The organism is Chryseobacterium fluminis (assembly GCF_026314945.1).
Lineage (GTDB): Bacteria > Bacteroidota > Bacteroidia > Flavobacteriales > Weeksellaceae > Chryseobacterium > Chryseobacterium fluminis.
Genome location: NZ_CP111121.1, coordinates 3795844 through 3819868, shown reverse-complemented (window position 1 = coordinate 3819868; position 24025 = coordinate 3795844). Strand labels below are relative to the sequence as shown.

The 24025-nt window shown below is 38.5% G+C and carries 20 protein-coding genes; 11 read left to right on the top strand and 9 right to left on the bottom strand.

All coding sequences use genetic code 11. The features are described from left to right. The first annotated feature begins 28 nt into the window (after positions 1-28). Positions 29-2167, top strand: coding sequence for a M3 family metallopeptidase (locus tag ODZ84_RS17485; protein WP_266173666.1), 2139 nt, complete (start codon positions 29-31; stop codon positions 2165-2167). Between the two features lie 150 nt (positions 2168-2317). Beyond that, on the top strand, positions 2318-2695 hold the full coding sequence (locus ODZ84_RS17480) for a YchJ family protein (RefSeq protein WP_266173665.1): 378 nt from the start codon (positions 2318-2320) through the stop codon (positions 2693-2695). A 131-nt stretch (positions 2696-2826) separates the two neighbouring features. On the opposite strand, the gene ODZ84_RS17475 is transcribed toward ODZ84_RS17480, so the two are convergent. Further along, the gene (locus tag ODZ84_RS17475) at positions 2827-3327 is read right to left on the bottom strand and encodes an FKBP-type peptidyl-prolyl cis-trans isomerase (RefSeq protein ID WP_266173664.1); all 501 of its coding nucleotides are present in this window, start codon (positions 3325-3327) and stop codon (positions 2827-2829) included. Positions 3328-3428: 101 nt separating this feature from the next. Then, positions 3429-3677, bottom strand: a complete 249-nt coding sequence (locus ODZ84_RS17470; RefSeq protein WP_266173663.1) for a VF530 family protein — start codon at positions 3675-3677, stop codon at positions 3429-3431. A 285-nt stretch (positions 3678-3962) separates the two neighbouring features. Here ODZ84_RS17470 and ODZ84_RS17465 point away from each other — a divergent pair, with 285 nt between their 5' ends. Genes ODZ84_RS17465 through ODZ84_RS17455 form a run of 3 tightly spaced genes read left to right on the top strand, consistent with a single transcriptional unit; the run spans position 3963 to position 8350 of the window. After that, positions 3963-4115: a hypothetical protein gene (locus ODZ84_RS17465; RefSeq protein ID WP_266173662.1), complete on the top strand. Its 153-nt coding sequence runs from the start codon at positions 3963-3965 to the stop codon at positions 4113-4115. Continuing rightward, positions 4112-5317 (top strand): metallophosphoesterase family protein, encoded by a 1206-nt coding sequence (locus tag ODZ84_RS17460; protein ID WP_266173661.1) that lies wholly within the window; start codon positions 4112-4114, stop codon positions 5315-5317. Before ODZ84_RS17465 ends, ODZ84_RS17460 begins: the two co-directional genes overlap by 4 nt. A 3-nt stretch (positions 5318-5320) precedes the next feature. Beyond that, positions 5321-8350 carry an AAA family ATPase gene (locus ODZ84_RS17455; RefSeq protein ID WP_266173660.1) on the top strand — a complete coding sequence of 1010 codons (3030 nt, stop codon included), beginning with the start codon at positions 5321-5323 and terminating at the stop codon, positions 8348-8350. Positions 8351-8532: 182 nt separating this feature from the next. On the opposite strand, the gene ODZ84_RS17450 is transcribed toward ODZ84_RS17455, so the two are convergent. Next, positions 8533-9558 carry an LLM class flavin-dependent oxidoreductase gene (locus tag ODZ84_RS17450; protein WP_266173659.1) on the bottom strand — a complete coding sequence of 342 codons (1026 nt, stop codon included), beginning with the start codon at positions 9556-9558 and terminating at the stop codon, positions 8533-8535. 129 nt (positions 9559-9687) lie between these two features. Further along, positions 9688-11829 (bottom strand): S9 family peptidase, encoded by a 2142-nt coding sequence (locus tag ODZ84_RS17445; protein WP_266173658.1) that lies wholly within the window; start codon positions 11827-11829, stop codon positions 9688-9690. A 246-nt stretch (positions 11830-12075) separates the two neighbouring features. Between ODZ84_RS17445 and ODZ84_RS17440 the strand changes: the two genes are divergently transcribed. From ODZ84_RS17440 to ODZ84_RS17430, 3 genes are all read left to right on the top strand, one after another. Further along, positions 12076-12588 carry a YceI family protein gene (locus ODZ84_RS17440; RefSeq protein ID WP_266173657.1) on the top strand — a complete coding sequence of 171 codons (513 nt, stop codon included), beginning with the start codon at positions 12076-12078 and terminating at the stop codon, positions 12586-12588. An 83-nt stretch (positions 12589-12671) separates the two neighbouring features. After that, entirely contained in the window at positions 12672-13499 is an 828-nt protein-coding gene (gene ygiD / locus ODZ84_RS17435) for a 4,5-DOPA-extradiol-dioxygenase (protein WP_266173656.1), read from the top strand. Positions 13500-13541: 42 nt separating this feature from the next. Continuing rightward, the gene (locus tag ODZ84_RS17430; protein ID WP_266173655.1) at positions 13542-14711 is read left to right on the top strand and encodes a carboxypeptidase-like regulatory domain-containing protein; all 1170 of its coding nucleotides are present in this window, start codon (positions 13542-13544) and stop codon (positions 14709-14711) included. Positions 14712-14737: 26 nt separating this feature from the next. On the opposite strand, the gene ODZ84_RS17425 is transcribed toward ODZ84_RS17430, so the two are convergent. From ODZ84_RS17425 to hutH, 3 genes are all read right to left on the bottom strand, one after another. Next, positions 14738-16246, bottom strand: a complete 1509-nt coding sequence (locus ODZ84_RS17425; RefSeq protein ID WP_266173654.1) for a S8 family peptidase — start codon at positions 16244-16246, stop codon at positions 14738-14740. Between the two features lie 113 nt (positions 16247-16359). After that, positions 16360-16806, bottom strand: coding sequence for a GNAT family N-acetyltransferase (locus tag ODZ84_RS17420; protein ID WP_266173653.1), 447 nt, complete (start codon positions 16804-16806; stop codon positions 16360-16362). Between the two features lie 116 nt (positions 16807-16922). After that, entirely contained in the window at positions 16923-18410 is a 1488-nt protein-coding gene (gene hutH / locus ODZ84_RS17415) for a histidine ammonia-lyase (RefSeq protein WP_266173652.1), read from the bottom strand. A 129-nt stretch (positions 18411-18539) separates the two neighbouring features. On the opposite strand from hutH, the gene ODZ84_RS17410 reads away from it, so the two are divergent. From ODZ84_RS17410 to ODZ84_RS17400, 3 genes are all read left to right on the top strand, one after another. After that, complete coding sequence (locus ODZ84_RS17410) at positions 18540-19301, top strand: hypothetical protein (RefSeq protein ID WP_266173651.1); 762 nt, start codon at positions 18540-18542, stop codon at positions 19299-19301. A 78-nt stretch (positions 19302-19379) separates the two neighbouring features. Beyond that, the gene (uvrC, locus tag ODZ84_RS17405) at positions 19380-21170 is read left to right on the top strand and encodes an excinuclease ABC subunit UvrC (protein ID WP_266173650.1); all 1791 of its coding nucleotides are present in this window, start codon (positions 19380-19382) and stop codon (positions 21168-21170) included. 137 nt (positions 21171-21307) lie between these two features. After that, positions 21308-22096, top strand: coding sequence for a T9SS type A sorting domain-containing protein (locus ODZ84_RS17400; protein ID WP_266173649.1), 789 nt, complete (start codon positions 21308-21310; stop codon positions 22094-22096). A 76-nt stretch (positions 22097-22172) separates the two neighbouring features. Here the strand turns inward: ODZ84_RS17400 and ODZ84_RS17395 are convergent, their stop codons facing one another. Both ODZ84_RS17395 and ODZ84_RS17390 read right to left on the bottom strand, forming a co-directional pair. Further along, positions 22173-22928: a hypothetical protein gene (locus ODZ84_RS17395; protein WP_266173648.1), complete on the bottom strand. Its 756-nt coding sequence runs from the start codon at positions 22926-22928 to the stop codon at positions 22173-22175. Positions 22929-22939: 11 nt separating this feature from the next. After that, positions 22940-24022 (bottom strand): putative type IX sorting system protein PorV2, encoded by a 1083-nt coding sequence (locus tag ODZ84_RS17390; protein ID WP_266173647.1) that lies wholly within the window; start codon positions 24020-24022, stop codon positions 22940-22942. Positions 24023-24025: the final 3 nt, after the last annotated feature.

The window sequence follows — 24025 nt, the reverse complement described above, 5'->3', positions numbered from 1 at the left end:
ATCTTTATACTTTATTAACAACTAATTTATGAAAAATATTACATCGGTATTATTAATTTCTGCATTAGCATTTAACTACTCTTGTACTACAATGAAAAAAGCCGATAACAAACAGGAAATCCCTGTGCCCGATGCCCTGTCATCCAATCCTTTTATTAAAAAAAGCCGGCTTCAGTATGAAGCTCCTGAATTTGATAAAATTAAAAATGAACATTTTAAACCTGCTTTTGATTTTGGTTTACAACAACATGACGCTGAAATCCTTAAAATTGCGGACAACCCGCAGGCGCCTACTTTTGAAAATACCATCGTTGCTTTAGAACAGAGCGGAGAGGTTCTGAAAAGGGCTGTTATTGTATTTTCTAACCTGACAAGTGCGAATACCAATCCTACTCTACAGGCGCTGGATGAAGAGTATGCCCCAATCTTTGCGGCTCATTCCGATAAAATGTATCTCAATGAAAATCTATACAAAAGAATACAGGCCATCACAGAAAAAGGGTTAGATTCCGAAAGCAAAAGATTACTGCAGTATTATAAGCAAAATTTTGAAATCGCAGGTGCCAATCTTTCTTCTGCTGATAAAGAAAAATTAAAGCAGGTGAATCAGGAGCTGGCCTCTCTTTCCACTCAGTACTCGAATAAATTACTGGAAGCCAGAAAAGCGGGCGGAGTTTTCTTTGCCAACGCTAAAGAATTGGACGGACTTTCTGCCGATGAAATTGCGGCTGCCGCCACTGATGCTAAAAATGCAGGTAAGGAAGGGCAATATCTTCTGGCTTTACAGAACACCACACAACAACCTCTCTTACAAAACCTTAAAAACAGGGCAACAAGAGAAAAACTGTTCAAGGCATCCTGGCTAAGAGCTGAAAAAGGTGATGCCAATGATACCAGAGGAACGATCGAAAAACTGGCAAAACTGAGACTTAAAAAAGCCCAGATTTTAGGTAAGAAAAGCTATGCTGAATGGAAATTACAGGACCAGATGGCAAAAACCCCTGAAGCGGCTACCAAATTAATGAACCAGATTGCCACCCCTGCCGTAGAAACAGCAAGACGTGAGGCAAAAGATATCCAGGACCTGATCGATCAGCAAAAAGGAGGTTTTAAAGTCGAGCCATGGGACTGGACATTCTACGCAGAGCAGGTAAGAAAAGCAAAATTCGATCTGGATGAGAACCAGATAAAACCTTATTTTGAAATCACCACTGTTCTGGAAAAAGGTGTTTTCTTTGCTGCCGAGAAGTTTTACGGACTGACCTTCAAAAAAAGAACGGACCTTCCCGTTTATCATCCTGATGTAGTTACTTATGAAGTTTTTGATCATGACGGAAAATCTATCGCCATTTATTATCTGGATTTCTACACAAGAGATTCCAAAAACGGAGGCGCATGGATGAGTAATTTTGTCGAGCAGTCTTATTTATTAGGCACCAAACCGGTAATCGTCAACTGTTATAACTACCAAAAACCGGCCCCGGGAAAACCTTCATTAATCAGCTATGATGATGTAAGCACCATTTTCCATGAATTCGGACATTCTATTCACGGGATGTTTGCCAGTCAGAAATATCCGTCCCTTTCAGGAACGAGTGTACCGAGAGATTTTGTAGAGTTTCCTTCACAGATCAATGAGCATTGGGCTTTAGATCCCGTTGTTCTGAAAAATTATGCGCTTCATTACGAAACAAAACAGCCTATTCCACAGGCTTTGGTTGATAAAATTAAAAAAGCGGCTACATTCAATCAGGGCTATATGACCACAGAATTGGTTTCTGCAGCTGAGCTGGATATGGACTGGCATACGGTAACCGATGAGAATCAACTGATTCCGGTGTTAGATTTTGAAAAACAGTCCTTAGCCAAACATGGCTTTACCTTATCTACTGTCCCTCCAAGATATCATACGCCATATTTTGCGCATATCTGGGGAGGCGGTTATTCTGCCGGATATTATGCCTATCTGTGGTCTGAGACGTTGGATAATGATGCCTGGGAATGGATTTCAAAGAACGGCGGACTTACGAGAGAAAACGGAGACCGTTTCAGAAAATATATTTTATCAGTAGGAAATTCCGTAGATCTTAATCAGGCCTTCAGGGATTTTACCGGACATGATCCCGATATTAAACCTTTATTGAGAAACAGAGGTTTTATTAAATAATTTATAGAAGCATTCATTTTGGATGCTTTTTTTATTTTAAATGTGACAGATTTAACGTTTAGGTTTAGGCTAAAGCCTATGCCTGTTGATGCATGATTTGTGCTGTTTATGAAAAATATTACTGTAAATTTGTGCTTTAAAATTTAGAAAATGAATTGTCCCTGCTGTTCCGGAAAGCCATACGAAGAATGTTGTAAGCCTTATCATACCAAGGAAAAATATGCTCCCACTGCAGAAGCATTGATGCGTTCAAGATTTTCTGCGTTTGCCATTCCGAATGGAGAATATCTAATGGAAACCACCGCTCCGGCCAAAAGAAAGGATCATAACAGGAAAGATCTGCAGGAATGGGGAGAAATCAATGAATGGACAAAGCTTGAAATCATAGATAAACCTTCTGTCAGCAAAGTGGAATTTAAAGCTTTTTATACCGATGAAGATGGTCAGAAACAGGTTCATCATGAATTATCAACATTCAAAATGATCCGAAACCGTTGGTTTTATGTGAATGGAGAATTTCTGGAATAAAATTTTATATCCTGATACCGAAGGACGGAAATTACGATACATTAAAAGCGCGTATGGATTTTTATTCTTGATAATAATCCTGCAAAATTTGAAATAAAAAATGTCCGATACAGATCGGACATTTATATTATTTAGTGAGCTTCGTCTCCGTTAACTCCGTGAGCATGACCATGCGATAATTCATCCTCAGTAGCCGGACGGGTGTTCAGAATTTCTACCTGAAAATCCAGTACTTTCCCTGCCATCGGATGATTAAGATCTGCAACTACCGCTTCCGGTGTTACTTCTACTACGAATGCCTGAAAATTATTTCCTTCATTATCAGATAACGGTAAAATAGCTCCCACTGGTGGGATTCCTGCTTCGTTGAACATTTCAATTGGCAATTGTGCGATCGCATCCGGTTGTTTTTCACCGTAAGCCTCTTCCGGCTGAATTACAAAATCTGCTTTATCACCAGCCTGTAAACCCAGGATATTTTGTTCAAATTTTGGAATCATCATTCCCACACCATACAAAAATGTAAGTGGATTTTCTGCTGTTGTTTCTTCTACAAGAGTTTTACTTCCATCTTCTTCGATCGTGTGAAGTATATACTTTACAGCTACAACATGATTGTTTTCGATTGTCATATTTTAATTTTTTGTCGTGAAGTCTTTTTCACGATTACAGTACAAATATACTGTTTTTGAAAACATTGGTCGGAAAACAGAGATAAAGAAGAATATAAGAATTACCGGTTTTCTTTTTCACTGCGTTTTTTCTCCCTTAATACAAAAAGATATAAACTTTCAACTTTGGCCCTGGCCCAATCTGTTTTTCTCAGAAACTTCAGAGAAGAGCTGATACTGGGATTATCCGTAAAACATCTGATATTAATCTGTTCCCCTAATTTTTCAAATCCGTTATAGTATTCCACCAGTTCTTCAAGAATGGCGTCAAGTCTTTTTCCGTGCAGTGGGTCTTTTGATTGCTGTTCCATAATGCTGTAAAGGTATTCATTTCATTTCTAAAGCAGAAGGATTTTCGGTGGCTGTCTGGTTTCTGATTTAAAATTGTTTTGATGATAACCTATAGTGGATGATTGAGGTCTCCGACTCAAGTAAACTAAGCCTCACCGGTTTCAGAAACCGGTGAGAACTGATGATTCATTACAAATATTTCCCTCACTCCACACTAAAATTGCTTTACCCCATAATCTTTAGTATTTTTGATAAAGATATCCCGATACCGGATCATTTTAAGTTACTCATGAGGAAAAATAAGTATGAGCAAAAATAACGAAGCCAACAGGAAAAAAAATAAAAAGAAAATCGACCAGAAAAAACGTAAAATACAGAATGCGGAAATAGAAAGAAAAGCACGTTTAAGACAAATCAGGGAGGATTTTAAAGCAAGAGAGGAGAATAATACATTATGAAAATTCTACACACCGCCGACTGGCATTTAGGCAAACGTCTCGACCGTTTTTCAAGACTTGAAGAGCAGGTGCTGCTCATGGATGAGATTGTTCAGATTGCCGACGAACAAAATGTTGACCTGGTTTTAATCGCCGGAGATCTTTTTGACAATTTTAATCCGGGTGTTGACGCGGTAGAATTGTTTTATAAAACCCTAAAACGTTTATCGTTAAACGGAAAACGACCTGTTATTGCGATTGCCGGCAATCATGATTCGCCTAATCTGATCAATGCTCCGGATCCTTTAGCCCGTGAATGCGGTATTATTCTGATCGGACATCCAAAAACAAAGATAAATCCTTTCGAGACTGCCTACTTCCGGATTTCAAAATCAGAAGAAGGCTTTGTAGAACTGATCCTGAAAAATTCGGAAACACCAATCCGTATTTTACACACTCCATATGCCAATGAAATTCGTCTGAAAGAATATTTTGGAGAAAATAAAGAAGAAGAGATTAATAAAGTTTTAGCTGAAAAGTGGAAACAGCTTGCCGACCAGTTTTGTGATGAGAATGGTATTAATATTCTCACTGCCCATTTATACATGAATAAAAAAGGAGCCGGTATCCTGGAAGAACCAGAGGGAGAAAAACCGATCAAAATAGGAAATGCTGATCTTATTTTTTCAGATATTATTCCGGATCAGATTCAATATACTGCATTGGGACACCTGCATGGCTTTCAGAATATAGGAACACCAGAGAAACCTGTCATCTATTCTTCATCTCCCCTTTGCTACAGTTTCAGCGAGGCTGGACAGAAAAAATATATTTCTGTCGTTAACGCAGAAAGAGGAAAAAACGTTTCTTTTGAAAAAGTTCAACTAAAAAACGGGAAGAGCTTGGTCAGAAAGACCTTTGATTCCATAGATAAAGCGGTAAGCTGGTTAGCTGAAAACCAGAATACGTTTGTTGAATTAACAATGGAAAGTCCTACTTTTTTAACGGCTGATGAAAGAAAACTTCTGTATCAGGCGCATCACGGTATCGTGTACTTAATACCGAAGATTAAAAATCATGAATTTAATGAAAATGCAGTTCATGAAATCAACTTGAATCAGAATATAGAATCTCTGTTTCAGGAATATTTTAAATCAAAAAACGGCGGACAGGAAGCCAATGAAGACCTGATGAACTTGTTTAACGAAATTTTAAATGCTTAAGACATGATCCCTGTTCAGCTTACTATCGAAGGACTTTATTCTTACCGGGAACGACAGATTATCGATTTTAAAAATCTCACCGGCGCCGGATTATTCGGCATCTTCGGATCTGTGGGTTCCGGAAAATCATCTATTCTTGAAGCGATTTCTTTTGCTCTTTACGGAGAAACCGAGCGCCTGAATATGCGTGACAAACGGGCATATAATATGATGAATCTGAAATCGAATGTCTCCTACATAGAGTTTGATTTTATGAATTTTGAAAATAAAGTTTTCCGGGCGACGAGAGACTTCCGGCGTAATTCTAAAAAATTCGAGGACGTAAAACCGAGCTCGGTAACATTTTATGAGCAGAAGAATCATCAATGGATTCCCCTGGAACATTCAGATGCTGAAAAGATTATTGGTCTGAACTATGCCAATTTTAAAAGGACGATCATTATTCCGCAGGGGCAGTTCAAAGAATTTCTTGAGCTTGGCGCTACGGAAAGAACGACCATGATGAAGGAAATTTTCAATCTTCAGCGTTTTGACCTCCAAAATAATGTCGCTTCTCTGAACGTTAAAAACAGATCTGAGCTCGATCAGCTGGACGGACAGTTGAAAGGGTTTGAAGAAATTACCGAAGAACAGATTTCCGCTCAGAAAGAAGTTTTAAAAATAGAGCAGCACAGTTTTTCCGATGCCAGAGAACGTTTTAAGAAGATATCCGATCGTTTTCAGCAGCTTAAAAATTTAAAAACCGATTTTGAGAATTTAGAACAGAAAAAAAACCGTTTTACCATCCTTTCAGAACAAAAGAAAGAGATTGATATTTTAGAAAGCCAGACTGATCTTTATGACAGGGTTTCCAGAATTTTTAGCCCTTTAATTGCTGAGAAAAATAAACTCTCGAAAGAAATTTCAGCAAAACAGTCGCAGGCAGAAATACAGAGAAAAACGGCACATGAAACGGAATTGGAATTTAATACGATAAAAGAGCATATTGCCAGTCTCCAGCCTCAGTTTGAAGCATTAGAACAGTCGAAAATACAGGAGAATGACCTGAAACTGATTGTACAGATCATGATCTATTCTGAAGAGATAAAAAAACTTCAGGAAAGAACAGACAGAGGATCTGAAGAAGTAAAGGAGGTTGAGGGTAAAAGAAAAAACATCCAGAATAATATTGATTTGCTTTCAAAGGAAATTGACATTTTAAAGGCCAAAAAACTTGATTCCGGGATCCTTATTCCTGTCGGAAACTGGTTTACACAATACAAAGGTCTGAAAAAAATGAAGGAAGATTCTTCTGAAAAAATAAAAAAGCAGCAGATAGAGATCCTGAAGATTTCAGATGAATTAAAAGCATTTCCTGAAAATTTCAAAGAAGATTTTAAGATTAAAAAAGAAAAACTGGAAATTCAGAAGAAGGCATTTTCACAAAAACTGGATTCTTTAAAAATCCAGCAGGAATTGGCCAGGTTTTCCAAGGAGCTTCAGCACGGAGAAGCCTGCCCGCTCTGTGGCTCTCCGGAACATCCGAATGTGGTGGAGTTTCATGACGTAAATGCTGAATTACGGGAGTTTGAAGAAAAAGTGCGGTCTGTTGATCAGGCGCTCCTTAATCTTCAGAAACAGGAAACAGAAACGGATAAGATCTCAGAAAGAAAAAATATTTTCGATCATCAGCTTAAAGCTGAACAGAACATAATCTCCGGAATTCAGAAGGATATTGAAAGTCATTTAAAGGCTTTTATCTGGACAGAATTTAATACTGAAAAAGAAGCTGAATTTAACCAGAAACGGGCAGCATCACTGGAAACGGAAAAGCAGATTGAGCAGTTGAGTCAGACGATCACTAAAGAACGCAACACCTTATCCAAAGAACTTGAAAATTTAGAAAAATATCAGAAGGCTCTTGAAACTTTCAGAATCCAGGAAGCTAAAAAAGAAGAACAGATTCATATCCATCAATCTAATCTGAAAATTGTAAGCTGGGAAAATTATTCCGGTAAAGCAACAGAAGAAGTTGAGGAAATTTATCAGAAATTATCAAGATCCAATTCTGAGACTGAGAAAAATTATCAGGGATTAATTGAAAAAGAAAAACAGGTTTCTCCCAGGCTGGCAGAAGAAAAAACGGTATTAAGTCAGCTGGAAAAGCAGATTTCAGAACTGAAACTGGAAATTTCTTCGAATATGGAATTGATCGGTACACTATTATCTGAGAATAATTTTTCTGATCTTGCTGAGGTCGAAAAGATTTTAATTCAGGAGTTTAATGTAGAAGATTCCAGAAACCGTATTCAAAAATTTAAAATCGATTTTGAAACTTTAAAGAACGGAATTCTCGAACTGGAAGAAAAACTGAAACATTTCACTTTTGACAATGAGATGTTTGAAACTCAGCAGAATGAGGTCAATGCGGCAGAAACGCAATTAAAACAACTAAACGACACTGTTGTAAAACTTACTTCGGAAATTGAAAGATTAGAAAAAGAACACCATAAAAAAGAAGATTTGCTTAAAAATTTAGGTATACTTCAAAAGCGTGCAGAAAATTTAAAGACAATGACCAATCTTTTTAAGGCGGCTGGTTTTGTGCAGTATGTTTCATCTATTTATCTCCGTCAGTTGTGTGATCATGCTAATATACGATTCCACAGAATGACCCGGAATCAACTCAGTTTGCAGCTGAATGAAAATAATGATTTTGAAATTATTGATTATCTGAATGAAGGGCGCAGCAGAAGTATAAAAACTTTGTCCGGCGGGCAGTCTTTTCAGGTCTCTCTTAGTCTGGCTCTTGCTTTGGCAGAAAGTGTTCAGGCGAATGCATTATCGGATAAAAATTTCTTTTTCATCGATGAAGGTTTCGGAACTCAGGACCTTGAGTCTGTCAATATTGTATTTGAAACCCTGAATGCTCTTCAGAAAGAAAACAGAATCGTAGGAATTATTTCGCATGTGGAAGAGCTTAAGGAAAAAATTCCTGTAGCCCTGGAAATTATAAAGGATGAGGAACGTGGAAGCATTATTAATATTATCTGATAATTGGAAGTGATATCTTGCTGTATCACGCAGATTTTGATGTAACAGATGAGCATGACTGGCCTGATCTGTGGGAAATCTTAGCATTTTTGATATAAAGTGTGACGTAATTATAAAGACAATGTTCAGTTATTACATACGTATAAAAGAATCGCCGCTGAGATTTCAGCGGCGATTTATTTTTACAGATTCTGAATGGCCGGCTTCACTTCTTTTCCGAACAATTCTATGGACTTCATCATCAATTCATGAGAAGGGTCCCCAGTATCCATATGTCCGATAAATCTTGTAATTCCAAAAATCTCTTTCAGGTAGACAATCTTATCGGCCACTTCTTTCGGACTTCCGATAAACAAAGCTCCGTCTTTACTTCTTCCTCCTTCATACTGCTCTTTGGTGTAAGGTGCCCAGCCTCTCGAAGATCCTACTCTGTCCATCTGAGATTTGTAGTTATGGAAATATCCGTCAATTACTTTAGGATCATCGCTTACAAATGTATGGGAATGAACAGCAATCTGCATTTTTGATACGTCATGCCCTGCTTTCTGGTATTCCTGTTTATAAAATTCAATTAAATTTTTAAACTGAACGGGCATTCCTCCGATGATAGCCACCACCAAAGGCATTCCCAACTGCGCTGCATTTAGAACCGACTGTGGAGTACCTCCCACGGCTCTCCAGATAGGTAATCTCCCTCCATTTTTTGCTCTTGGGTAAACCGTCTGATTTTCCATGGGTGCCCGAAGCTTTCCTGACCATGAAACATTTTCTTCAGTGTTTATTTTCAGCAACAGTTCTAATTTTTCATCAAAAAGCGCTTCGTAATCACCCAGCGAATATCCATACAGAGGAAATGACTCGATGAAACTGCCCCGGCCCACAAAAATCTCTGCGCGGCCATCGGAAATCAAATCCAATGTCGAAAAATCTTCATATACTTTCACGGGTTCAGATGAGCTTAATACGGTTACGCCACTGGCCAGCTTTATATTTTTTGTAATTCCCGCTACTGCGGCCAGCACCATTTCCGGAGAGGAAACCGCATAATCGGGACGGTGATGCTCGCCCATGGCAAAAACATCTATTCCTACCTCATCCATTAATTTTACCTGTTCAAGGATTTCACGGATCTTAATGCCTGCATCTTTATATTTTCCGGTGGCCTGATCAAATGATAAGTCACCAAACATTCCAATTCCTAATTCCATATTGTTGTTTTTTAGATATACAAAATTAGGAGTCTTACCAATGAAATACATTGATCTTTGATAAGAACGGATGACATCTTTTCTATATTAAAATAAAAAAAAATCCAACCTCATCGGTTGGATTCACTATTATTTTTTCAGGTTCTGGTCAAAATAATCTGTTATTTTCTGCATCAGATGTACCCTGTCTTTTCCGATCACATTGTGCGGATGCCCCGGATAAACGAAATAATCCAGCTGCACTCCATTGTCTACAGCAGATTTGATAAATTTTACAGAATGTTGCCAAACCACCACATCATCCTGTGCTCCGTGGATCATAAGCAGCTTCCCTTTAAGATTCTGAACTTTATCTAAAAGACTGGCAGCGGCATATCCCTGCGGGTTTTCCTGTGGGGTATCCATATATCTCTCTCCATACATGATTTCATACATTTTCCAGTCGATTACAGGACCTCCTGCAACACCTACTTTGAAAACATCCGGCTTACGGAGCATAAAGCTCGTGGTCATAAATCCGCCAAAACTCCAGCCGTGGATTCCCATTTTTTCTGAGTCTACATAAGGAAGTGACTTCAGATACTCTACTCCTTTCATCTGGTCATTCATTTCGGTGGTTCCAAGATTTCTGAAAACGGCCTGTTCGAATTTCATTCCTCTGTTGGCAGAACCTCTTCCGTCCATTGTGAAAATGATATATCCGTTCTGAGCCATATATTCATACCAAAGGTTTCCTGAAGCCGGGAATGTATTGGTGATCAGCTGAAGATGAGGTCCGTTGTATAAATAAACAATCACAGGATATTTCTTCGCCGGATCAAAATTCGTTGGAAGGATTATTTTTCCATATAAGACCGTTCCGTCATCCGCTTTCAGGTTTACACTTTTAATTTCAGGTCTCTGATAATTTTTTAACGGGTTTTCAGCGGTTAAAAGGTTATTTGTTTTTAAGCTATTGGTATTGATAATATTAGCCACTCTCGGTGTGTTGGCATTGCTGTAAATGTCATACAGATAATTTCCGTCACTGCTTAACACTCCCGTATGAACTCCCTCTGCATGATCCAATCGCTGCATTTTGAAGTTGGTCCAGTTGATTCTGTATAAATGCTTTTCCAGAGGTGTTTCTTTGGTAGATGTGAAATAGATCTCTTTTTTCTTTTCGTTGAAACCTAAGATTTCCGTCACCAGCCAATCGCCTTTTGTGATCTGAGAAATCAGTCCTTTTTCCAGACTGTAATGAAAGAGGTGATTGTATCCCGTTCTCTGGCTCTGCCAGATAAAATCTGTAGTTGAATTCGGGAAGAAGGTCAGTGGATGCTGCGGCTCAACATATTTACTGTCTGTTTCTTCAAATACCATTTTCACCAAATTTCCTGTCGCGGCATCATACTGGTTCAGCTTCATATGATTCTGACGTCTGTTCAGAACCCCTACAAAGATATATTTTGAGTCCGGACTCCAGGTAACAGCCGTTAAATACTGGTCTTTTTCACCCTCGATATTTAAAAATACAGTGGATTGGCTTTTGAGGTTGAATACTCCAAGCGTGACCTGATGAGAGGTCTGGCCAGCCATGGGATATTTGATATTGTGATTGACAGCAGGCGTTACAGACCAGTCGATAACCGGATAATCTGCCACCATGGTCTGATCCATTCTGTAAAAAGCGACACTTTCAGAATTAGGAGCCGGGAAAATTCCGGAATCGATTCCGAATTCGTTCCGGTGGACGTTGGCAGCACCATTCAGAATATTTTCATCTGAATCATTGGTTACAGCAAGTGTTTTTCCATTTTTATGAACGAATAAATTATTCTTTACGGTAAATGCAAAAGTCTGATGATCTTCAAATACCTTGATATTCGATGCATTTTCATCGATAGCAACCGTATTTTTTGTTTTCCAGTCGCTTCCTGATTTTTCTACCCAAACCATTTTACCATCCGAATTGAAATATCCGTGGGAATTGCTTGTGAATTTAATTTGCGGAACGGCCTTGAACTTGTTATCTGCAAGGTTTTTATTTAACTGAGTGAGCGATATCAATGTATCCTGCTTAGCAGTCTTCAGGTCTGTGATCAGGTATCCGCCTTTTACCGCCTGAATGTAAGATTTCCCATCAGCAGACCATGAAAACTGAGAGATATTTTTTACGGCTAAGTTGGTCCGTAACCCGTTAACAGCCTCCGCCATCGTGAATTTTTGGGTCTGCGCATATGCACTGCTTCCCAAAACCAGCATCAATAAAGATAATTTATATAATTTCATTGCATAAAATTGAATCCATCAAAAATAAGAAATTAAAATCATTCGTTAAGAAGTGTTAAATTAAAACATTGACAAATCAAACTGATTCCATGGTGGTACAATTTTTAACGCAATAACTAATGTTAATAATTGTTTTATCAGAAATGATAAAATCATCACACAAATCATTTCTTATCCTACGTCAATACTTCGTACGGTTTTATGATCTACATTTGTACTATAAATAACAATAAAAAATATAATACAATGGCAACAAAATGGAACCTGGACCCAGCGCACAGTGAAATTACTTTTAAAGTAAAACACATGATGATCTCTAATATTAAAGGAAACTTCACCAATTTCAATGCTGAAATTGAAGCTGATGATGACTCTTTCGCAAATGCTAAAACTACAGCGACGATTCAGACAGATTCTATCTCTACCCACAATACAGACAGAGATAACCACCTGAAATCTGCAGAATTTTTTAACGCTGAAGCTAACCCTACCATCACTTTTGATTCTCAGGCTCTGAATGGGGACGTGACGGGAAATTTAACGATCAACGGAATTACAAAACCTGTAACTTTAGAGGTAGATTTCAACGGAATCAACGTAGACCCATGGGGAAATACAAAAGCCGGATTCTCATTTGAAGGTAAAATCAACAGAAAAGATTTCGGACTTAACTGGAATGCTGCTCTTGAAGCCGGAGGGGTTATGGTAAGTGATGAAGTGAAACTTGCCGGAGAATTACAGTTTGTTAAACAGGCATAAGTTAAAAAAACCTAGGTAAAAATAAAAGAGCAGAGGAAAAGTCAGATTACCTTTGCTCTTTTTTTATTTAATAATAATTAAAAATGAACCTCAACGATTTACAGAACCTCAGCGATCATTTTAAAAATACCCCCAAAATGCCCGTCTTATTCCTTGGACACGGCTCTCCTATGAATGCGATCGAAGAAAATCAGTTTGTCAGGGGATTCAGGCAGGCAGCAAATGAGATCACAAGGCCTAATGCCATTTTATGTATCTCGGCCCACTGGTTTACCAACGGAACCATGGTTACTGCGATGAACCTGCCACAGACCATTCACGATTTCGGAGGTTTTCCACAGGCTTTGTTCGACGTTCAGTATCCGGCACCGGGAGATCCTGAGCTGGCAAAGGAAACGGCTGAACTCTTAGCACCTGTCTTGGTGGAAGAGGATCATAGTTGGGGCCTGGATCACGGCGCGTGGTCGGTCATCAGACACATGTACCCTGAGGCTGATATTCCCGTAGTACAGATGAGCATCGATTATACAAAACCTCCGCAGTATCATTTCGATTTAGCGAAAAAACTCAACAGACTTCGCGAAAAAGGTATTTTAATTATAGGAAGCGGAAACATTGTTCATAATCTGAGGTTAATCGACTGGAGAAACATCAACACGGTCGGAGCCGGATGGGACTGGGCCATTGAAGCCCGGGAGAAAACCAATAGCTGGCTTTTGGATGGTAATTTCCAGCCCATTATTGATTATCATAAACAGGGTACCTCTCTGCAGTATGCCATTCCTACCCCGGATCACTATCTGCCGCTGATCTATTCTTTAGGACTTAAGGACCGATCCGAAAACCTGAGTTTGTTTAATGATGAATTAATTGGAGGATCACTCAGCATGACAAGCGTGAGAATAGGATAATATATTTTTTTTATCACTATAAATTTAGTAATATTGTTTACCATGACAAAAACGATATTTCTTTTTTTATTTCTATTTCCCCTCTATGTTTCGTTTTCTCAGAATATTAAAGGAAGTATAGTCAATGATACCGGACAGCGGCTATCCAATGTAAATATTTACCTAGACGGAACCAAAACAGGCACTGTTTCCGGAGAGGACGGAAGCTTTATGCTAGAACTGCCTGCCCACACCGGCGGAAATCTTGTTTTCCAGAAAGAGCAGTATGAGACTTACAGTATTTCTTCTTCCCAGGTTCTCAACAGAACGCTTAAAGTTGTTTTAAATAAAACGAATGAAATCGAAGAGATAGAGATTATTCCTTATACAGAAGAAGCATATAAAAATTTTATTACTTATTTCCTTGACAATTTTATCGGTTATGACCGGGAGAACGTGAAAATTAAAAATCAGCGTTCCCTGAAGTTTGCCTATGATAAAAAGAATAATACGCTAAAGGTAAAAGCGCCCAAAACCTTACTGATTGAAAATAAAAATCTGGGCTATGAGATCGAATATAATCTCATCAGTTTTTCCGCAGATTTCGGATCTCAAATGGTAAATTATACCGGAACCAGTTTTTTCAGGGAGACAAAGGAAAATCAGAAAGTAAAACTTAACCGTCTGAATGCCTATGACGGCAGCCTGCTCCATTTTTTCAGAAGCATCTACAACAATACCATTCCGGACGATCGGTTTATCGTGAATCATATTGTTAAAATTCCTAATCCACAATATCCTACCGACGAGGAATTAAAAACACTGAAAAACTTCCTGGAAATGGCAAAAGTGACGAGCATACTGAATGCCCCTGAAGATATTCTGGACATTTCACGAAGAAAAAACACCCATAAACCTTACGCACTGGCCGTCACAAAGACTCTAATTCCGGATTCTGATTATGTAAAAAGACCTGGCGGAAAAGTTCTTTTTAGTTTTAAGGATATGCTTCAGGTAAATTACCAGAAGTACTTTTACGAACTGAAAGGAAAAGAATTTGTAAAAACTGAAAAACCGGTCTTGCTGTCATCATTTTTACATCCTGAAGGGGAAATCTTTGAAATTTCTAAAGACGGGAACATTACCACTCCCGATTTACTGATTACAGAAGGTGATTTTTCAAAAAATAAAATTGAAAATATGCTGCCTCTGGATTATCAGCCTGGAGACTGATTGTAATGTTCCGTCTTTATTACATTTTATTGAACAGCCTGCAAAACATTAATATTTCCATACCCGTAATCTGAATTCGGATTTGGATAATAGGTGGAAGACTGTCTCATTTTGTTAAGCACCTGATCTCTCGTCCACGACGGGTTTTTCGACCATACCAAGGCTGCAATTCCTGCAGTGGAAGCGGTAGCTACAGAAGAACCGCCAACATAGTTCGTTTGGCCGTTATAGTAACTCAATACCGGGACATTATTCCCTGAGGACCTTTCCATCTGATAGGTAAAATCAATTTCTGCTCCTGAATGACACACCTCACATTTCTGATTGGAAGTATTTTCTTTCACACCAGTGACAGCCTGTGCTTCAGACATCCAGGCCGGGAAAATAACTCCTACGAAGTTGGTAAAACTGGTGGAGGTACCGCCGGCACAGAAAATCAGTTTTCCTTTTGAATACGCATACTTTACGCCGTCTTCAATTTTCCCTACAGAAAAAATATGTCCCATTGACATGGAAATAATTTTCACTTTGGTATTATTTCCAAGTTCGGTAAAGGCAATCTTCACTCCGTTCTGCTCGTGGTAACCATCCAGTACCACATTGGAAGCCGCCCTGTAGGTAACTAAACTGGAATTGTAGGCTACGCCGACAGGCTGCCCCATATTATTTCTGGGAGCTGCTATAGTGGATGCCATACTGGTACCATGCCCGCACTTGTCTGCAGAGCCGTCATATCCCGTACTCCATGGCCAGACTGAGTCTACATACACTCCGTTTTTACTAATGGTTCTTCCTGACGAGAGTCCGTTATTGAAGCTGCTTCCCAAAAGACTCTGCTCCGAAGAAACACCACTGTCAATAACTCCTACCGTGATTCCTGCTCCTGTACTGTAATTCCAGGCAGTGGTGATATTGTGTTTCGCAAAAGACCAGGGCGCTTTCGCATTGGGTGATACAGTTGAATAATCTGTAGATGCTAAGGCATTAGATTCGAGACCGCAGCCGGATGAACTTCCGCTGGACTTTGCTGTGCCGCTGAATTTTCTTTCGTTTTCAAAATAATGATAATCCGCAGGCTCCACGTAGCGTATGTTTTTCATTTTTCGGAGTGCAATAATGGTTTCCTGTTTTTCGATAATGACATCCATCTGATTGAGATATGGATCTGCAGTCATTAAAACACGGCTGGCTGCTTTTCCTTCATACTGCTCAATTAATTCTAAAATATCATTTTGAATCCTTTCGCTGTCCGAAGATAAACTCCGGTCAAAATCATTTCCTGATGTTCCAAAACCAACGGAAGCAATTTTGTTTCCGTTAAAAATAGCACTCCACACAAAATGATCCGCAGATTTCTGCCATGAGAAACGCTCACCGCTTCTGATCGTTCCATTGATTTTTTCGTTAATCTGTTTGGAGTTCAGTGGGTCTTTCTGTACGATTTCAATGGGTGAAGTTCCGTTCTGAAGATCCTCTCTGTTGCAGGATGTAAACGAAACGGAGACGATCAATAGGTAAATTAAACTTTTTTTCATATAAAATAATTTTGATTGTCGACCTAAGATATCACTTTATATTGAATTAGAATGATAGGAAAGTTAAATTTGCATGATCAATTTATCAAATTTATGATGTGCACGATAACAAATTACAGAATTTTCTTATAGCAAACGCTTTTATCAATTCCTATATACTGTCCGTAATTGGGTATCCTTTCATAACCGCTTTTTTCATATACTGAAAGTGCTTCGTTCTGCTCCAGAGAACTTTCGAGAACAGCTTTTGTGTAGCCCTTTTCTGAAGCCCAGACTTCCAGCTCATCAACGATTGCCGTTGCCAGGCCTTTTTTCCTGAAATCCGGGTGGGTGTACATTCTTTTGATCTCAACGGTATCTTCTTCAAATGGTTTGAAAGCTCCGCACGCAGCGGGAGTTGCATCGATGTATACAATAATACAGTTTTTAATCGCATCAATTTTATTAAACTGATCGTAAAATGCATGATCTTCGCCATTACGGATGGCCAGATCAGCATCAAGAAGTTTTACTAAATTCTGAAAATCGGTGTCGGACGAGTCCGTTCTTTTTATAGTCATGACTTTTGATTTTGATCCTTCTTATCATAGTTCTGCGCAGATAGCAGCACGTCTTATATAATTCACGCGAGAATAGAAAAGGCTTTCATTTACGAAAGCCTTATGATGTTTAAGAGTTAATTAACGATAAATTTTCTTTCGTTGATCAGTTCTGCAATGGCCAGCATATCCTTACCGATCAATCGGTCATCTTCCAGCTTCTCAACTTTTGAACGAAGAATGGCATAATTTTCTTCAATAATTTTTGAACATTTCGCCGGTCTTCTGAATTCTAATCCCTGTGCGGCAAACATCAGTTCAACTGACAAAATATTGACCAGGTTTCCAAGAACCTGATTGAATTTCCTGCCCGAAATACTTCCCATGGAAACATGATCTTCCTGTCCCAGACTGGTAGGAATAGAATCTGCAGAGGCAGGGAAACAGAGGGTTTTATTTTCCGTCACCAAAGCAGCTGAGGTATATTGCGGGATCATAAAACCAGAATTGAGACCAGAGCTTTCTGTCAGCAATCTTGGCAATCCGTATTTTCCTTCTAATAGTAAGTAGCTTCTTCTGTCCGAAATATTTCCCAATTCAGCCACAGCCAGTGTTGCATAGTCCAAAGGCATGGCCATCAGCTGTCCGTGGAAATTTCCTCCTGATATGGATTCTTCAGCACTTAAAACGATCGGGTTATCCGTTACAGAATTCAATTCGGTGTTGGCCATTAATTTCAGGTGTTCAAAAGCATTCCTGCTCGCTCCGTGAACCTGGGGAACACATCTCATGGAATACGGATCCTGTACCCTTTCGCAATCTTCGTGGGCCTGCATATTTTCAGAACCCTTTAGAAATTTCACCATTCTGGCCGCCACTTTCTTGCTTCCTTCGAACGGTCTTATGTCATGAAGCTCTTTTTTGAACGGACTTTCCGAACCTCTGTATGCTTCAATACTCATGGCAGCAGTCATATCCGCAAGGTCCAGCAAATATTCGAATTTCTCCAGGCCTTTAATGGCATGCGCTAAGATAAACTGAGTACCGTTGATTAATCCTAAGCCTTCTTTCGGTCCCAAAGCCAACGGTTCAAGATGATGTTTTTCTAAAATTTCAGCAGTTTCAAAAACCTGGTCTCCTTCCCAAACCTGTCCTAATCCTAAAAGAGGTAAAACCAAATGTGATAAGGGGGCCAGATCTCCTGAAGCCCCTACTGATCCCTGTTCAGGCACTACCGGAATAATATCTTTTTCCAGCATGAGAATCAGTCTCTCGATCACTTCTAAAGAAACTCCTGAAAAACCTTTCGACAAAGCATGAACTTTAGCTATGATCATGATTTTTGAAAGTTCTTTATCAATAGGCTTCCCTACCCCTACCGCATGAGAAATGATTAAATTATATTGTAATTGCGCTGTTTCGTCAGCAGAAATTTTTGTATCGCACAGAGGTCCGAAACCGGTATTGATTCCATACACACAGCGATCGGACTCCACAATTTTCTGAACGTTTTTCTGTGATTTTAAAATTTGTTCTTTTGAAGCTTTATTAAGTTTCGCTTTTTTCGGATTTTTACAGATCTCCAATACATCATGAAAACTGAAAATATCTATCCCGTATATCATTGTCTTAATTTTGTTTAAAAGTACACATTTAACGATAATTGTAAAAGCTAAATTTTTCCTCCGAAATTATTTGTCATCCAAGTACTTTAATTTACTATTTTTACGCCCTTAAAACAATTGTAATAACGTATGAAACTCAAAGCTCTATTATTTGCGCTTTCTCTGGTGAGCGTAACCTCTTTCGCCCAGAAAGTAAAGTATTCAAAAGAAGAAATCAAAAAAATGGAAATGTATCTTTTTAATGAAGGATTCAACACGCCATCACCAAGAAAAACTTCTACTGTAGTTCTAAAGGACGGAACCACTCACAAGGGATTCTGCAGTAAGATCGATACCAAAAAAGGACAGATCTTCGAAGTTTCCCTTAAAGACAGTATTTCAAAAAAGAGCATGGTTTTCAATGCAGATCAGATCGGTGAAATGTACGTGTACCCGAGCAATGCGGAAAAGTATGCAAAAGTGGCAAAATATATGGGAAATATCAGAAATTTCGGAACAAAAAGCTTAAATAAAAGCACAAAAAACGACCGTATTTATTTTGTGAACCAAACTGTTTCCTTAAAAAATAAGAAAGATGACAAAGAATTCCTGATGCAGGTCATTAATCCTGGATTTGATGATATCATTTCGGTCTATCATGATCCGAGAGCAAAAGAAACTACAGGATTTTCCGTGATGGGTTCTCCGCAATTAGGAGGTGGCGTTATTAAATCCTATTATGTGAAGAAAGGCAATAAAGTACTATGGCTTCATAAAGATGATTTTGAAGACAATTATGATTTTCTTTTTGGGGATAATGCAGAATTTGTAAAAAAATATCCTAAAAATTCTGTAGAATGGGATTATTTCAGTTTCCTGATCAGCGAGTATACACAACTTGCGAACGGATAAATTTAATTTTAACAAAATTTATAAAGCTGTAGACTATTCTACGGCTTTTTTTGCCTTTAAATTGCTTAATTTTGTTTTATGAATCCTTCTTTAGAATTACAGCTTAAAACTTTACCCTCTGAACCCGGCGTTTATCGTTATTACGATAAAAATGAGCAGCTTTTGTATGTAGGGAAAGCAAAAAATTTAAAGAAAAGGGTACTCTCCTATTTCAACAAACATCTTTCCGGCTACCGGATTAAAATTATGGTAGGAAAGATTCACAGGCTGGAAACTACCATCGTAAACAGTGAGTATGATGCGCTTTTATTGGAAAACAATCTGATTAAAGAGCATCAGCCATTTTACAATGTGATGCTGAAAGATGATAAGACCTATCCCTGGATCTGTATTAAAAATGAAGATTTTCCAAGGATCTTTTTAACCCGAACCAAGATCAAAGACGGCTCAGAATACTACGGACCGTACGCAAAAGTACGTCCCGCAAAGATTTTACTGGATACCATTAAGCATATTTACAAACTCAGGACCTGTAATTTAAATCTGGCCCCAAGTAAGATCGATGACGGAAAATATAAAGTATGCCTGGAATATCACATCAAAAACTGTGAAGGCCCTTGTGAAGGTCTGGAAAGCAAAGCAGACTATGATGAAAAAATAGATGCCATCCGTGGAATGATTAAAGGAGATTTCCGGAAAGCCAAAGAATATCTGACGGGTCAGATGATGAAGCATGCGGAGAATCTGCAGTTTGAAAACGCACAGTTAATTAAAGAGAGACTTGATATTCTAGAGGATTACCAGGCTAAGAATACAGTGGTTAATTCTAATATCGATGATGTGGATGTGTTTGGAATGACCAGCGATGAGACAGCAGCATATGTTAATTTCTTTAAAATCAGGAACGGAAATATTATCCAGAGTTTCACCACAGAAATAAAAAAGATCCTCGAAGAATCCGATGAAGATATTATGGAAGAAGCTTTAATCGAAATCAGACAAAAGTTCAGCTCTGATTCAAGAGAAGTCCTTCTGCCCTTCCATCTGTCGGTTGAGATTCCGAATGTAAAACTTATCGTACCTAAAGTCGGAGACAAAAAACGAATCGTTGAGCTTTCCGAAAAAAATGCCAGAGAATACCGTCTGGAAAAACTGAAACAGGTACAGATCGTAGATCCCGAAAGACATACCAACAGAATTATGGCTGAAATGCAAAAACTGTTGAGAATGCCTGTGGAGCCGAGACATATCGAAGGTTTTGATAACTCGAATATCCAGGGTACCAATCCTGTATCGGCCTGTGTTGTTTTTAAAGATGGAAAGCCCAGTAAGGCAGACTACCGTATTTTTCACCCGAAAACTGTCGAAGGACCGAATGACTTTGCCACCATGGAAGAGGTAATCTACCGACGTTATAAAAGAATGCTGGATGAGGGGGAAAGTTTACCGCAACTCATTTTGATTGACGGTGGTAAAGGCCAGCTGTCTTCAGCAGTGAAGAGTCTCCGGTTGCTGGGACTTTACGGAAAAATAACAATTGTTGGAATTGCAAAAAGGCTGGAAGAAATATTTTTCCCTGAAGATTCTATTCCTTTATATCTCGACAAGAAATCTGAAACACTGAAAATTTTACAGAGAGTACGGGACGAAGCACACCGGTTTGGGGTGAAGCATCACAGAACGAGAAGAAAGAATTCTACTATAAAATCCGAATTGGATGAAATTCCCGGTGTCGGAGAAAGAACGGTAGAGCTACTTTTGTCGAAGTTAAAATCTGTAAAACGTATAAAAGAGGCAAGTTTGGAAACTCTGGAAGAAATTTTAGGAAAAAGTAAGGCGAAAGTTGTTCATGATTTCTTCAATATTTAATTCTCACCATAGTGAATTTAAACGATTTTAATTAAAATATTTACACAATTACATATTTTTAATTAAACATTTTAATAATTTGCATTTTCTTTAAATTATTTAATATTTTAGTAATTAATATTAAAATAATTACAATTATGGCAAATGATTACAAATTAACAAAAGTTTTCGCATTTTTATTGGTCTCTTTCTTCACCTGTTTATCCAGCGCCCAGACGTATTGTAATCCATCTTATCCCACGGGTTGTTTTCTCTGGAGGATTGCTCAGGTGGCCATTCCTCAAGCAAGTTTCAGTAATACTTTTGATTCAGGGAACTGCGTGTCAGGTAGAGATAGAACCTCTATAACTATTAACCTGTCTGTAGATACGACTTACACCCTTAATGTTTCAACAACCAACTGGACAGGCTGCGGAATGGCAGTAGATTTCAATAAAGACGGTGATTTTGATGATACAGGAGAAGTGCTTTTTTTACCGGCTTATATTGCCAATCAAAATCAAACCTACACCGGTGATTTTATAATTCCTTCCTCTGTAATGCCTGGATCTTACAGAATGAGAATATGGAACAGGCTTGCCAATTCCGGAGCAGGCACACCAACAGCAGATTCTGCATGCGCTACTTACGGATATGGAACCTGGACGGATTACACTGTCAATATCGCATCATTATCAACTACTGAAGCTTCATTACAGACTATAGCTAAAGTTTATCCTAACCCTGTATCGGATGTCTTACATATTGAAGGCAAAACCATAATCAAGTCCGTAGAAGTATTTGATCTAAACGGGAAATTAATAAAAACAGTAACCCATCATAAAAATAAAATATCTATTGGTGTTTCAGAGTTGATTCCCGGAGCTTATGCTGCAAAAATAACAGATAGTAAGGGAAGCCGGACGATTAAATTCATTAAAAAGTAAACTCTCTTCCGTAAATTATTTTTATAAATGGAAATGACCCTCAAAATTGAGGGTCACTTTCTAAATTTTATCGAATTTATTTTCCTGAAAATACTTCTTTGGTGTATTCGCCATTAGATTGTGGCATTTCAATAACAATATTTCCATTTTCAAAATACCCGATCGTAGCATTTCCGTTTTCTAATTTTACACGGAAGACATCTTTTTTAGTCGTTGCTTTAAACGTCGCAAAAGGAATTGAGCTGTTTGGTTTTACCAGGAGAAATTGATTTGCGTCAATCTGAACTTTCTGGAAATCCTGTCTGCTATTGCTGAATCTGCTGGCTCCTGTTTGCGGTGAAGTATCATTGGCCGTCACCACTTCCGAAGGTACCACTACATTATTGGTGACTGTATTGGCTGGCTGAATGGTAAGCGTTGCTACGGGATTGGATACTGAAACTTTGAGTAAAGCCTGTTTCAGAGCATCCTGATATCCTTCTTCAAATTCTTTAATATCGGTCATTCCTTTTGATTCCAGGATTACCTTATCGTTGCAGTCTTTAAACTGTAAAATAACCCTGTTTCGTAAAAATGTCTTGTCATTAATCACATCCGCATTCAAAACGCTGCATGAGTTGGTAACTAATTCAGTAGGCCATTTGCTTTTATCTCCGGAAACCGGAGTATACTGTTTCGCTTTTAGTGCCTGAGCCAGATACTTTTCCAGTCCGAAACTATTTTTGAACGTCTGAAACTTTTCAGGGACTGATACATATTTAAAATCGGACACCTTTTGTCCAAAAGCAATCACCGAATAAACACTCAATATTAGTACTGATAATTTTTTCATTTTTTTATTTTTTAGTCATTTCTAAACATTCCCATGTCTAGCTTAAGAGAGAAAAAGTTGGAATAAAAATTAGATCCCCCGATTCCTGAGTTCGTCAGTGCGTAATCTAAAGTTAAACCTCTATACCGGATTCCGATACCGGCACTCGGCTGAAATGAAACTTTTCTGCGTAAATCTTCGATATCTGTAATTGACTGAAATCTGTTGACCCCCAACCTTACAAAAATCATTTTCTGATATCCTAATTCAGCTCCTGCGTAGGGTGTAATACTCGCAAAATCTGTTGAAACCAGTGCTGCTGTCTTAGCAAAATCAACATTAATCCCTGCTTCAGGCAAGACATATACACTGCTGTTGATCTCAAACATTTTACTTGCTCCTACATTCAGCTTTGGCATAGTCAGTTCCATTTTATCTTTAGGCGCAGGATTGAATTCTTCACCATTCACAACGGTAGATAATTCTTTCTGGTTGATGCTCCAAAAGTTAACGGTAGTAGTAGCATCTCGTAGCATCCCTCCTATTTTCCATCCGTTATCCATTTTGTAAATCGCTCCGATATCAAACCCAAAGCCATATCCATTCGCAAACTTTCCTACATTTCTGTAGACAATTTTAGCATTAATACCAACATCTAATTTGGTATTTCCACCAGGATTGAATGCATAAGAAAGAATCGCTGCGTAATCGGACTGAGAAAATTTTGTAATTTTATCATAATCAATATTTCCTTCCGTATCGATAAGCTGTGTGGTATTCAGAATATTATCAACTCCAAGCCTCACCACTGAAACTCCAAAAACACCGGTTTCTAAAACTTTGGCATACGCCAGATAATCATATTTGGCAATCGACTCAAAATACTCGGCGTGCATGGCTGCTCCCTGCCAGTCTCTTTCGATGGCCATGAGACCTGCGGGATTCCACATGGGAGAATAGACATCATCTTGGTTGGACACTACCGCACCACCCATCGCCAGTCCTCTCGCCCCGGCTCCGATATTTAAAAATTCGTTGGAATATTTCCTGATAATCTGCGACTGAGAGAATCCAAATAGCAGGGAAAATATAAATAAAAGATATTTCTTCATCATATA